5 protein-coding genes are annotated in these 13480 nt (G+C 69.9%); 2 read left to right on the top strand and 3 right to left on the bottom strand.

What is annotated here, in order from left to right; all coding sequences use genetic code 11:
- Positions 1-4: 4 nt before the first annotated feature.
- The 3 genes from NR798_RS28185 to NR798_RS28175 all read right to left on the bottom strand — a co-directional run bounded on the left by NR798_RS28185 (position 5) and on the right by NR798_RS28175 (position 11289).
- Positions 5-2041: an amylo-alpha-1,6-glucosidase gene (locus NR798_RS28185; RefSeq protein WP_375765605.1), complete on the bottom strand. Its 2037-nt coding sequence runs from the start codon at positions 2039-2041 to the stop codon at positions 5-7.
- The gene (gene treZ, locus NR798_RS28180) at positions 2038-3918 is read right to left on the bottom strand and encodes a malto-oligosyltrehalose trehalohydrolase (RefSeq protein ID WP_375765604.1); all 1881 of its coding nucleotides are present in this window, start codon (positions 3916-3918) and stop codon (positions 2038-2040) included. Before treZ ends, NR798_RS28185 begins: the two co-directional genes overlap by 4 nt.
- Before the next feature lie 210 nt (positions 3919-4128).
- Positions 4129-11289: a CARDB domain-containing protein gene (locus NR798_RS28175; RefSeq protein WP_375765603.1), complete on the bottom strand. Its 7161-nt coding sequence runs from the start codon at positions 11287-11289 to the stop codon at positions 4129-4131.
- A gap of 206 nt (positions 11290-11495) precedes the next feature.
- On the opposite strand from NR798_RS28175, the gene NR798_RS28170 reads away from it, so the two are divergent.
- Positions 11496-12413: a type II CAAX prenyl endopeptidase Rce1 family protein gene (locus NR798_RS28170; RefSeq protein ID WP_375765602.1), complete on the top strand. Its 918-nt coding sequence runs from the start codon at positions 11496-11498 to the stop codon at positions 12411-12413.
- 297 nt (positions 12414-12710) lie between these two features.
- A complete protein-coding gene (locus tag NR798_RS28165; RefSeq protein ID WP_375765601.1) occupies positions 12711-13475 on the top strand; it encodes a hypothetical protein in 765 nt (254 codons plus the stop codon).
- The last annotated feature ends 5 nt before the right edge of the window (positions 13476-13480 follow it).

Below are 13480 nucleotides of genomic sequence, written 5' to 3'. Positions count from 1 at the left end.
CGCTTCAGTGCACGCCGGTCTTCAGGAAGACGCGCAGGGCCTCCGCCACGCTCCAGGCCTGCGCGATGCACCCGCGCGGCCGGTACGGCTCCGTGGCGTCGAAGACCTCGCTGATCTGCCCCAGACCCGCGTGATCCAGGTGCTCCTCCAGGCCCTTGAGCAGCGCCCGCGCCGCCGCCTTGTCCGAGTTCACCTTCATCGTCGCGTCCACGTAGTGGCCGATCAGCCAGCCCCACACCGTGCCCTGGTGGTACGCCGCGTCGCGCGCCCGCAGGTCTCCGTCGTACTTCGGCTTGTAGTCCGTGTGCGCCGGCGCCAGGCTCCGCAGGCCCACCGGCGTCAGCAGCTCCTTGCGCACCTTCTCCAGCACCGGCTCCCACTTGTCCCGCCGCAGCACCGGGTACTTCAACGAGATGGCGAACACCTGGTTGGGCCGCACCGCTGGATCATCCTTCCCGTCCTCCCCATCCACCACGTCGAGCAGGCACGCCTCCGCCGCGTTCCAGAAGCGCCGGTTGAAGCTCGCGTAGGCCTTCTCCGCCGCTCCCGCGTAGGGCCTCGGGTCCTTGCCCAGCCGCTCCGACCACTCCACCATCAACCGCAGCGCGTTGAACCACAGCGCGTTGATCTCCACCGGCTTCCCGCGCCGCGGCGTCACCACCCAGCCGTCCACCTTCGCGTCCATCCACGTGAGCTGGTAGCCCTCCTGACCCTGGCTCAGCAGGCCATCCGCTGGATCCACGCGGATGTTGTGGCGCGTCCCCTTCTGGTGGTGCTCGATGATGCTCGCCATCGTCGGGTAGAAGTCCCGCAGCAGCTCGTAGTCCTTCGTGTGCTCGAGGTAACGGTCCACCGCGTGGAAGAACCACAGGGTCGCATCCGCCGTGTGGTACAGGCCCTCGTTGCCACCCTCGGGGAAGAGGTTGGGCAGCAGGCCGTCACGCACGTAGTGCTGGAAGGTGCGCAGGATGGCCGCCGCCGTACGGGGCCGCCCCGTGCACAGCGTCAGCCCCTCCAGGGAGATCATCGTGTCCCGGCCCCAGTCCGTGAACCAGTGGTAGCCGGCGATCACCGAGCGCGCGTCCTGGCCCACCGCGCGCGCCCAGGCGTCGTCCGCGGGGCGCATCGGATCGATGATGAACTGGTCCGCCGCCAGCACCAGCCGCGCCGGCACGCCCGAGCGCGCCTCCTCGGGCACCCGCACCAGCAGCCGCCGCTCGCGCTCATACTCCAGCGCCAGCGTCTCCACGGGATCCCGCTCCAGGACGGTCCAGGCCTCGGTGGTGACGCCCATCGCCAAGTGCTCGCCCGGCCGCAGGGTGCACTCGAAGTAGCCCGGGCTCGACAGCGTCTCCACGTAGTCGTACCCGCGCGCCTTCTCCACCCGGAAGAACTGCGGTGCGCTCGTCTCGCCCATGCTCACGAACGGCGCCGGGCAGGGCGAGTAGATGCGCATCCGCATGGGCGGCGCGCCGTCCGTGGCCTGCAGCTCCACCCGCGAGCCCCTCAGGTGCACGACGGGCTCGAGCAGCGTGTGGTGCAGCTTGTCGTCGTGCATGCGCAGGGCCGGGAAGGGGCGCAGCCGCAGCGTCACCTCGGGACCCGACAGGTGCTCCCACACCACGACGAGCGTGTTCTCCCCGTGCACCAGCGCCAGCTTGCGTTGGAAGCGCGCCTCGCCCACCTGGTAGATCCAATGCGGCACCAGGCCGTCCAGGTGGAAGCCGCGCAGCAGCGTGGCGCCCTCGGACACCTGCGTCCCGTCCGCGCGCTCCTCCGCGTCCAGCCGGTACTTACGGCCTTCCACCATGGCCTGCTCGCCCAGCCGCGCCAGCATCACCGTGCGGCCGCGCTTCTCCAGGCCGGGGATGAACAGCCCGTGGTAGCGCCGCGTGTTGCACCGCGCCACCGTGCCCGCGGCATAACCGCCACGCCCGTTGCTCACGAGCCACTCGCGGGTGAGGACGTCCGAGAAGTCCGCGCCCGTGGGCCACTCGAAGGCGAGCCGGGGCAGAGAGGGGCACTCAGTTCCAGGGGTCACGGCTTCGTCTCCTCGCTCGCGAGCACGAGCGATGTCTGTCCAGGCACCCGCATGCGCGTGTCATCCGCGAAGGGGGGGCTTCCCATTCCGCCGTAGCGGACCTGCTCTGAAGTCAGCAGGAGGCTCCACTTATTTCCCGGAGGTGGCGCCAGCAGCGGCTCGGGGCACGGGGCCACCTCCAGCTCCGCCCCCAGGTTGAGCAGCACCAGGCGGTCGCCCTCCTGCCCGCTCCCGAAATAGCGCAGCACCAGCGCGTGCGGCGACAGCACCGCTCCCGCCATCCCCTTCAGGTCCTGCGCCGCGAACACCGGATCCTCCCGCCGCAGCTTCAGCAAGTCCCGGTGCAGCGCCAGGGCCGCCGCGTTCTTCTCGCGCTCGGACCAGTCCAGCTTGGACAGCTGGAAGGCCTCCTCCCCGAAAGGCACCTGGTACCCCTCCTCCTCCAGGGCATGCCGGGCGCTCGGGAACTGGGAGAGGAAGTCATTGCGCCCCTTGCGCACCAGCTCCCGCAGCTCCGCGTGGTGGTCCACGAAGTAGAGGAAGGGTGAGGAGGCGAAGAACTCCTGTCCCATGAAGAGCATGGGCGTCTGCGGCAGCAGCAGGTGGAACGTTGTCAGCGCCCGGGCCCGCGCCGGCCCCGCCTGCTGGTGCAGCCGCTCGCCCTTCAGGGCGTTGGCGAGCTGATCATGGTTCTGCAGGTAGAAGACGACGTGCCGCGCCTCCGTGTGCAGCAGCGGCGAGCCCCGGGGCTTCTTCTGCCACTGGTAGTACTGCCCCTGGTAGAGCGAGTTGCGCAGCACACACGAGAGCAGCTCCTGCGCCGTGCCGCAGTAGTCCTGCAGGTAGGCCTCGGAGCGGCCCAGCGCCGCCACCTTCGCCGAGTGGTGGAAGTCATCCACCCAGAGGGCGTCCATGCCGTACCCGCCCTCGGTGGGGGGCTTCACCAGCTTCACGTCCTGGGGCTCGTTCTCCCCGATGAGCAGCAGGCGCCGCTTTCCCGCCGCCTCGCGCACCCGCTCGGCGAGCTCCCCGACGATGTTGCGCGGCGAGGCGTCGTACAGGCTCTGCGTGGCGTCCACGCGCAGCCCGTCGAAGTGGTACTCGGCCACCCAGTAGCAGGCGTTCTGGATGAAGAAGTCCCGCGAGGGCCCAGCCGCCTCTCCGTCGTCGAAGTTGGTCGGGTCTCCCCACTCGTTGGGGTACTTCTTGTTGAAGTAGCCCTCGGAGTACTGGGACAGGTAGTTCCCGTCCGGCCCGAGGTGGTTGTAGACGACGTCCAGGATGATGCCGAGCCCCAGCCGGTGGGCCTCGTCCACCAGGCGCCGCAGCTCGTCCGGGCTCCCGTAGGCGGGGTGGGGCGCGTAGAGACTCACGCCGTCGTAGCCCCAGTTGAAGCGGCCGGGGCAGGTGTGCAGCGGCATCAGCTCCAGCGTGGTGATGCCCAGCTCCTTGAGCAGCGGCAGCTTCCGGGCCGCCGCCTCATAGGTGCCCTCGGGCGTGAAGGTGCCCAGGTGCACCTCGTAGAGGACCTGGCCCTTGGGGGTGATGCCGGGCCAGCCTTCGTCCTTCCAGGCGTAGCGCGTGGGGTCCACCACCTGCGAGGGGCCATGCGGGCCCTCGGGCTGGAAGCGGGAGCAGGGATCCGGGAAGGCCTCTCCGCCATCCAGGCGGTACTTGTAGAGGCTGCCGGCCGGGACGGGCAGGGTGCCCTCGAAATAGCCGCCCCCCGAGTGCTCGAGGGGCAGGTAGCGGAGGCCTCCCGGTTCATGGACACAGACGTCCACCCGCCGGCGCCGCGGGGCCCAGACACGAAAATGCGTGCGGCCATTCTCGAGCAGGCGTGCGCCAAGGGTGAGCTGGAAGCTTCGGGACCCCAATGGCTCCTCCCAAGCGGTAGGGGATGCCGTGAGGGTGTGCAGGGGCACGCGGAAGGAAAAGACTTCCCTTCCCTGGCGCCTCTGCTGGCGAGCCTCCATGCCCGCTATGGGAGCCAGGGCCCGCTTGCATGGCGGGGCTCCTGGCTCACCGGGACTTCCAGCCGATCCGCGAGGCCTGGCTGCTCCTCGCGGACCGGTCACCTTCCCGACTTAGTACGTGACCTCGAGGGAGGTCTCCGCGAGGGTGTTGTTGTCCTCGCGCAGCTCCTGCACCCAGCGGTCCACGTCGACGATGGCGCCCAGGTGGAACACCCCGGGAGCCTGCGCCCCGGCCGGAAGGGAGGCGTAGGCGGGCACGTCCTTCGTCACGCACTGGCCGGCCGGCAGCGGCGCCACGTCGATGCTGCCGATTTTCATCTGATCCGCGGGCGGCGGGCCGCTCGGGTCGGGCAGCGAGAGCTGGGTGTCCGTCGAGAGCATCACCATCAGCCAGGCCGTGTCCATGGAGGGGACCGTGCCCTGGTTGCACACCTTCACCGAGGCCGTGAAGCCCTGCCCGTGCTGCACGCTGGCCGGAGCGCTCACCTCGGTCACCACGAGGTCGGGCCGGGAGCCCACGCCCATCAGGCCCTTCACGAGGAGGTTGTTGTCCTCGCGCAGCTCCTGCTCGGCCTGGGTGGTGTCGATGGCGGCCGCCAGGTAGTACGCGCCATCCCCCTGCGCCATGGGCGGCAGGGAGGAGTAGGCGGGCACGTCCTTCGTCACGCACTGCGCCGGAGCCAGGGGCTCGGTCAGCTCCACGGAGCCGATGGACAGCTGATCCACCGGCATCCCCGGCGAGCTCGTGGACGGCATCGAGACCGTGGCATCCACCGACAGGAACAGCTCCACGCGCGACGGGCCCGCGTAGCCCTGGAGCGGCGTGGTGCCCTGGTTGCACACCTTCACCGAGGCCGTGAAGGGCTGCCCGTGCTCGACGCTGGCCGGGGCGCTCACCTCGGTCACCACGAGGTCGGCCCGGTAGCCCACGCCCAGCAGCCCGTCCACGTGGACGTTGTTGTCCTCGCGCAGCTCCTGCTCCATCGCCACCGTGTCGACGGCGGCCACCAGGTAGTAGGCGCCGTCAGGCTGCGCCGCGGGCGGCAGGGCGGCATGGGCGGGCACGTCCTTGGTCACGCACTCCCCCGGATTCAGCGGCTGGCCCAGCTCCACGTACCCGATGGATTGCTGATCCATCAGCATGCCGGGAGACGGGTAGGGCGAGCCCGGAGAGGGCAGCGTCAGCTCGGTGTCCATCGACAGGAACAGCTCCACGCCGGGACCGTAGGAGGAACCGCCGTAGGACGGGCTCTTGCCCTGGTTGCACACCTTCACCGAGGCCGTGAAGGACTGCCCGTGCGTGACGCTGGCTGGGGCGCTCACCTCGGTCACCACGAGGTCGGAGCGGAAGCCCACGCCCATCAGGCCGCTCACCAGGACGTTGTTGTCCTCGCGCAGCTCCTGCTCGGCGTGGTTCGTGTCGACCGCGGCCACCAGGTAGTACGCGCCATCTCCCAGGGCGTCGGGAGGCAGCTGGGCGGAGGCGGACATGCTCTTCGTCACGCACTGCCCGGGCGCCAGGGTCTGCTCCAGCTGCACGTAGCCGATGGGCATCTGGTCGCTCTCCATGCCCGTGGACGGGCTGGTGGGAGAGGGCAGCGTCAGCTCGGTATCCGTCGACAGGAACAGCTCCACGGCCGATCCGTAATAGGAGCCGCCGTAGGTGGGGGACGTGCCCTGGTTGCACACCGTCACCGAGGTCGTGAAGCTCTCGCCATGGCCCGCGCTGGCCGGGGCGCTCACCCCGGTCACCACGAGGTCCGGCCGGTAGCCCACGCCCATCAGTCCGCCCACGAGGACGTTGTTGTCCTCGCGCAGCTCCTGCTCCATGCGGGTCGTGTCGATGATAGCGGCCAGGTAGAGCGCGCCATCCAACTGGGCCCCATACGGCAGCTGGGCGGAGGCGGGCACGCTCGTCGTCACGCACTGCCCCGGAGCCAGTTGCTGGTTCAGGTCCACGGAGCCAACGGGCATCTGCTCGCTCTCCAGGCCTGGAGACGGCATGGACGGATCCGGCGGCGTCACCTCGGTGTCCATCGACAGGAACACCTCGAGGCGCGAGGCGCCCATGCTGGGCTGGGTGCCCTGGTTGCACACCTCGACCGAGGCGGTGAAGCCCTGGCCGGGCGCCATGCTGGCCGGGCCACTCACCCGCGTCACCACGAGGTCCGGCCGGTAGCCCACGCCCACCAGGCCGCTCACGAGGACGTTGTTGTCCTCACGCAACTCCTGTTCGGCGCGGTTCGTATCGACCGCGGCCACCAGGTACAACGCCATGTCGTCCTGCGCCGCGGGCGGAATCCAGGCGTTGGCGGGCACATTCGCCGTCACGCACTGCCCGGGGTACAGGGGCTGGTTCAGCTCTACGTACCCGAGGGAATGCTGGTCCATGATCATGCCCGAATAGGGCATGGACGGATCCGGCAGCGTCAGCTCGGTGTCCATCGACAGGAAGAGCTCCACCCGCGGCATGCCCATGTAACCCTGGGTGGGGGTGGTGCCCTGGTTGCACACCTTCACCGAGGCCGTGAAGGGCTGCCCGTGCGCGAGGTTGGACGGGGCGCTCACCTCGGAGACCACGAGGTCCGAGCGGTAGCCCACGCCCATCAGGCCACTCACGAGGACGTTGTTGTCCTCGCGCAGCTCCTGCTCGGCGTGGTCCGTGTCGACGGCGGCCACCAGGTAGAGCGCGCCATCGGTCATGGCATCCGGCGGCAGGGCCGCGTAGGCGGGCACGCTCTTCGTCACGCACCGCCCCGGATTCAGGGGCTGGTCCAGCTCCACGGCGCCGATGGACACCTGGTCCGTCGCCGGGCCCGGGTAGGGCATGTACGGCTCCGGCAGCGTCAGCGCGGTGTCCATGGAGAGGAACAGCTCCACCTGCGGCCCGTAGTAGCCGCTGTTGGTGGGGGCCGTGCCCCGGTTGCACACCTTCACCGAGGCCGTGAAGCTCTGGCCGTGCATGGTGTTGGCCGGAGCGCTCACCTCGGTCACCACGAGGTCGGAGCGGTAGCCCACGCCCACGGGGCCGCTCACGCGGACGTTGTTGTCCTCGCGCAGCTCCTGCTCCATGTGCGTCGAGTCGACGGCCGCCGCGAGGTAGTACGCGCCGTCCCCCTGCGCCGCGGGCGGCAGCGAGGCGCTGGCGTACACGCTCTTCGTCACGCACTGCCCGGCGTTCAGGTACTGGTTGAGCTCCACGTAGCCGATGGACGTCTGGTCCATGGGCATGCTGGGGTAGGGCATGTACGGGTCCGGCAGCGTCAGCTCGGTGTCCATGGACAGGAACAGCTCCAGCCGCGGCCCGTAGGAGTAGCCGTTGACGGGACCGGTGCCCTGGTTGCACACCTTCACCGAGGCCGTGAAGCTCTGGCCGGGCCACACGCTGTCGGGGACGCTCAGCTCCGTCACGACGAGGTCGGAGCGGTAGCCCACGCCCACCGGGCCGCTCACGCGGACGTTGTTGTCCTCGCGCAGCTCCTGCTCGGTGTTGTTCGTGTCGATGGCGGCCGCCAGGTAGTACGTGCCGTCACCCTGCGCCGCGGGCGGCAGCGAGGCGTTGGCGGACACGCTCTTCGTCACGCACTGCCCCGGCTGCAGGGGCTGGTTCAGCTCCACGTAGCCGATGGGCGTCTGGTCCATGGGCCCGGGGTAGGGCATGGACGGGTCCGGCAGCGTCAGCTCGGTGTCCATGGACAGGAACAGCTCGAGGCGCGGGGAGTAATAGCCGTTGGTGGAGCTGGTGCCCTGGTTGCACACCTTCACCGAGGACGTGAAGCCCTGGCCAGGCATGAGGCTGGCCGGCGCGCTCAGCTCGGTCACCACGAGATCGGCGCGGTAGCCCACGCCCACGGGGCCGCTCACGCGCACGTTGTTGTCCTCGCGCAGCTCCGGCTCCACCTGCGTCGAGTCGGCAGCGGCCGCGAGGTAGTACGCGCCGTCCGGCTGGGCCCCGTAGGGCAGGTCCGCGGAGGCGGGCACGCTCTTCGTCACGCACTGCCCGGGATTCAGCTGCTGGCTCAGCTCCACGTACCCGAGGGAGCGCTGGTCCTCCGGCATGTAGGGCATGTACGGGCCCGGCAGCGTCAGCTCGGCGTCCATGGACAGGAACAGCTCCACCCGCGGCATGCCGGAGTAGGAGCTGCTGCCGGTGGGGGCCGTGCCCTGGTTGCACACCTTCACCGAGGCCGTGAAGGGCTGGCCGGGCGCGAGGTTGGCCGGAGCGCTCAGCTCGGTCAAGACGAGGTCGGCGCGGTAGCCCACTCCCACCAGGCCGCCCACGAGGACGTTGTTGTCCTCACGCAGCTCCATCTCGTTGTTGTTCGTGTCGACGGCGGCCGCCAGGTAGTACGCGCTGTTGCTCGGCGCCGCGTACGGCAGGTCGGCGTTGGCGTACACGCTCTTCGTCACGCACTGGCCCTCATTCAGCGGGTCCAGCTCCACGTACCCGATGGAGCGCTGATCCTCCGGCATGGGGGGGGAGGGCATGTACGGCTCCGGCAGCGTCAGCTGGGTGTCCATGGACATGAACAGCTCGAGGCGCGCTCCGGAGTAGTAGCCGCTGGTGGAGCTGGTGCCCTGGTTGCACACCTTCACCGTGGCCAGGAAGCTCTGGCCGGGCGACAGGCTGGCCGGGGCCTTCAGCTCGGTCACCACGAGATCGGAGCGGTGGCCCACGCCCATCAGGCCGCCCACGCGCACGTTGTTGTCCTCACGCAGCTCCAGCTCGTTGTTGTTCGTGTCGACGGCGGCCGCGAGGTAGAACGCGCCGTCTGGCGGCGCCATGGGCGGCGGGTACGCGGAGGCGAGCACGCTCTTGTTCACGCACTGCCCCGGCGCCAGGGACTGGCTCAGGTCCACGCTCCCGATGAACGCCTGGTCGTCCGCGGAGCCCGAGGAGGGCATGGACGGGCCCGGCAGCGTCAGCTCGGTGTCCATGGACAGGAAGAAATCGAGGCGCGAGTAGCCATAGGCGGAGCTGGTGCCCTGGTTGCACACCTTCGCCGTGACCGCGAAGGGCTGGCCGGGCCGCACGCTGGTGGGGCCGCTCAGCTCGGTCACCACGAGGTCGGCGCGGTAGCCCACGCCCATCAGCCCTTCCACGTAGACGTTGTTGTCCTCACGCAGCTCCTGCTCGGTATGGGACGTGTCGACGGCGGCCCCGAGGTAGTAGGCGCTGTCGGGCGGCGCCATGGGCGGCAGGTGCGCGGAGGCGGGCACGCTCTGCGTCACGCACTGCCCTGGATTGAGGGACTGGTTCAGCTCCATGAACCCGAGCGGCACCTGGCTCATGCTGCCCGGATAGGGCAGGGACGGGTCCGGCATCGCGAGCTCGGGAGTCGTGGACAGGAACAGCTCCATCCTCGGTCCGGAGTAGTAGCCGCTGGTGGGAGAGGTGCCTTGGTTGCACACCGTCACCGAGGCCATGAAGCTCTGGCCGGGCCGCGCACTGGGCGGCGCGCTCACGTCCGTCACGACGAGGTCGGAGCGGTGGCCCACGCCCATCAGGCCGCTCACGAAGACGTTGTTGTCCTCGCGCAGCTCCTGCTCGGCATGGTTGATGTCGATGGCGGCCGCCAGGTAGTACGCGCCATCGCCCGGCGCCGCGGCGGGCAGCGAGGGGTGGGCGTACACGTCCCTCGTCACGCACTGGCCCTCATACAGCGTGTCCAGCTCCAGCTCCCCGATGACCTGCTGGTCCATGGGCATGCCCGGGTAGGGCATGTACGGATCCGGCAGCGTCAGCTCGGTGTCCATGGACAGGTACAGCTCGAGGCGAGCCTTGGGGTAGTAGCTGTTGGTGGAGTAGGTGCCCTGGTTGCACACCGTCACCGTGGCGAGGAAACCCTGGCCCGGCCGGACGCTGGTGGGGCCCTTCACCTGGGTCACGACGAGGTCGGAGCGGTGGCCCACGCCCATCAGGCCGCCCACGCGCACGTTGTTGTCCTCGCGCAGCTCCTGCTCCACATGGTTGGTGTCGATGGCGGCCGCCAGGTAGTACGCGCCATCCCCCGTGCTCTCGGGCGGCGGGCTGGCGGAGGCGAACACGCGCTTCGTCACGCACTGCCCCGGCAACAGGGTCTGGTCCAGATTCACCGACGCGATGGGCATCAGCTCCGGCGGCTGCCCGGGGGCGGGCATCGTGACCGAGGTGTCCGCGGACAGGAACAGCTCCATCCGGGCGCCGGAGGAGTAGCTGGCGGTGGGGGAGGTGCCCTGGTTGCACACCTTCACCGTGGCCGTGAAGCCCTGCCAGGGCCTGACGCTGGCCGGGCCACTCACCTCGGTCACCACGAGGTCCGGGCGCTCGCCCACGCCCACCAGGCCGCTCACGAGGACGTTGTTGTCCTCACGCAGCTCCTGCTCCAGCCGCGTCGTGTCGACAGCGGCCACCAGGTAGTACGCCCCGTCTCCCGTCGCCGCGGGCGGCAGGGTGGTGGAGGCGTACACCTCCTTCTTCACGCACTGCCCCGGGCTGAGCGTCTCCAGCTCCACATACCCGAGGGACGTCTGATCCATCGGGATGCTCGGGGACGGATTGGACGGATCCGGCAGCGTCAGCTCGGTGTCCATCGACAGGAACAGCTCCAGCCGGGAGCTGCCGTAGGGGTAGTAGGAACCTCCCGAGGAGGGGACGGTGCCCTGGTTGCACACCTTCACGGAGGCCTTGAAGCCGTAGCCATTGCGCACGCTGGGCGGCGCGCTCACCTCGGTCACCACGAGATCGGCGCGGGAGCCCACGCCCATCAGGCCGCTCACGAGGACGTTGTTGTCCTCGCGAGCCTCCATCTCCACGTGGGTGGTGTCGATGGCGGCCGCCAGGTAGTAGGCGCCATCTCCCGTCGACGCGGGCGGCAGCCCGGCGTAGGCGTACACGCTCCGGCTCTCGCACTGTCCGGGCTGCAGGGACTGGGTCAGGTCCGCGAACCCGATGGACTCCTGGTCGTCTGACGGGCCTGGCGGGGTGCCCGGAGCCGGCAGCGTCAGCGTGTCATCCATGGACAGGAACAGCTCCACCCGTGGCCAGTTGTAGGCCGGGGCGGTGCCCTGGTTGCACACCTTGACGGTGGCCGTGAAGCCCTGCCCCTTCCACACGCTGGCCGGGCCACGCACCTGCGTGACGACCAGATCCGGCCCGGACTCCAATGCCGCCGAGCGGCTCCCCAAGGGCGCTGCATCAGCGGGCGCATCCTCGCGGCCACAACCCGCCAGTGCCAACAAGCCCATCACGAGGTAGCGCGTGGCGCCCCTCCGTGCGTCTGGCCTTCTCATTCGTAACCCCCTCTATTCAGCGTAGGTGCTTCGCACCCCAAGGATATCAAAACGCTGAAAACAGGAGATACAGAGAAATGCAGTGGAGCCGGATCGTGACGGAGCCGGGGGCGAAGGTCGAATCCCGGGCAATCGCCCAGGGGCTCCTTCGTGCTCCAGGAGGAAGGCGCCACTTGCCGCCCGCCTCCCCCGAGGAGCTTCGTCCCATGCCTTCGTCGTCCCGCTTCGGAGCGCTCGCCACCTCCGCGCTCGCCTTCCTCCGCCGTCACGATTGGCTCGCCTTCCTCCTCCAGCAGGTGCTGGTGTTCATCCTGGCCTTCGTCCTGCTCCAGGGCGCGCGCCTCCTCACGGGCAAGAGCATCCACGGCGGCAAGGACATGATGGGCCCCGTCGAGTTCGTGGCCATGCTCGTCCTCTTCTCGGCCATGATGGGCGTCTCGGTCTGGGTGTACCGCGAGGTCGCTGGACCCAAGGCCCCGGCGCTCGGGCTCGTGCCCGGCGTGCGCCGTCTCGGGCACTACCTGGTGGGCCTGGCGCTCGGCCTCGCCGTGGCCGGGTGGCCCCTGTTCGTCTCCCTCGCCTCCGGCGAGATGCGGGTCACCGAGACCCTCTTCTCCCGCTTCGAGGCCACCGGCATCCTCGGCATGCTCGCGCTCGGCACCGTCACCCTCACCGCCAACAGCATCGTCGAAGAGGTCACCAGCCGCGCCGTCCCCTTCCAGCTCTTCCGGCACCGCGCGCTCCTCTTCCGCCTCCTCGTCCCCGCGCTCCTCTTCGCCGCGCTCCACCTCGCCGACGAGCCCTTCCGCCTCGGTGCCTTCTACAGCCGCACCCTCGCTGGCATCGTCTTCGGCCTCGCCTACCTGCTCACCCGCGACATCTGGCTGGCTTCGGGGCTGCACACCGGTACCAACCAGGCCGTCCTCCTCGCCTCGGGCAAGTGGCACATGGGCGCGCTCTTCCTCGCCTCCGGCGAGCGCTTCGGGAGCGCGTGGGCCGACTCCGTCTCGTGGACCCTCCTGGCCCTGGGACTCGGGTGGATGCTCTCGCGGCGGCACGGCGGGGCACGGGCACCGCGGGCGGAGCGCGTCGCGGGTGGGGTGGAAGCGGCTGCCGGTGTGTGATGGCCATCCCCTGCACGCTGCGCAGCTGTGGATGCGCTCGACGCGCGCGGTATCGCGGCGTGCTTCACCGAGGGGGCGTCTTCCGCTTCGGAAACAACGAGCCGGTCGTCGGCCGTGGCCGCGTCAAGGACTTCATCCGTGGGTTCTTCGGAGCGATTGGCGGCATCAGCCACCAGTTGCTGTCGCTGCTCTCGGGCCGGCTTGCGCTCGCGGGCGGGGGGCTCACCGGTTGGGCTGGAGGGCGGACGGCCAGGCGGACCCGTTGTCCGTCCGGGGTCCGAGTCACATCCTGGGCGTATGAGACGTCGTCTACCCGGCAGGGGAGTGGTGGTGGGGGTTGTGCTGGCGGTGGCTTCGGCCGCGAGCGCCGCGGGACAGGAGGAGCCCGAGCGCTTCGAGTGGCCCATCCAGTCCTTCTTCCTGTCGGACGTGCCGCAGGTGCAGGAGCCGGGCGCGGTGCAGGCGCAGGCCACCTTCCACCTCCGGGACACACCGGAGGGCACGCAGTTCGAGGCGCCGCTCGAGGGTGAGGTGGGCGTGAGCCGCCGGCTGCAACTCTCCAGCGAGGTGGAGTGGAGCCGGGAGTGGGAGCAGGGTGAGCTGTCGCGGGGCGTGTCCCAGGTGGAGGTGGGCGCGCGCTACCGGCTCCTGGAGTCGGCCGGCACGGGCTTCTCGCTGTCCACGGGGCTCGCGGGGGAGGTCTCCCGCGCGGACTTCAGCGACGACCGGTGGGGGTTCAGCGCGCCGTTGCTGGCCTTCAAGAAGGTGGGGCCGCTGGGCCTCAACGCCGTGGTGCGGCCCGGCTTCGCCTATACCCGGCGGGACGAGCTCGAGCCACGGGTGGCGCTCGGGATGGGGGTGGCGGTGGGCTCCCGCCTCGTGGTGCCCATGGGCGAGGTGCGTGCCGAGCTGGGCGAGGAGGACGCTTTCGAGGCGGTGGGCGGTCTCAAGGTGAAGCCCGGCAAGGTGGTGGAGCTGGGCGCGGGCGCGCTGGTGGGCCGGCGGGGAGGTGATGGCGTCTGGGGCGCCACCACCACGCTCCTCATCGACCTCGGGGACTGAGCCGG

It is taken from the genome of Archangium gephyra (assembly GCF_042230915.1).
Classification (GTDB): Bacteria; Myxococcota; Myxococcia; order Myxococcales; family Myxococcaceae; genus Archangium; species Archangium gephyra_B.
The sequence above is the reverse complement of the archived record's forward strand: the minus strand, read 5'-3'. Positions and strand labels throughout refer to the sequence as shown.

Coding starts and splice junctions, on each gene's coding strand:
- NR798_RS28175 (WP_375765603.1), bottom strand. CDS start 11,289: ATGAGAAGGCCAGACGCACGGAGGGGCGCCACGCGCTACCTCGTGATG.
- NR798_RS28170 (WP_375765602.1), top strand. CDS start 11,496: ATGCCTTCGTCGTCCCGCTTCGGAGCGCTCGCCACCTCCGCGCTCGCC.
- NR798_RS28165 (WP_375765601.1), top strand. CDS start 12,711: ATGAGACGTCGTCTACCCGGCAGGGGAGTGGTGGTGGGGGTTGTGCTG.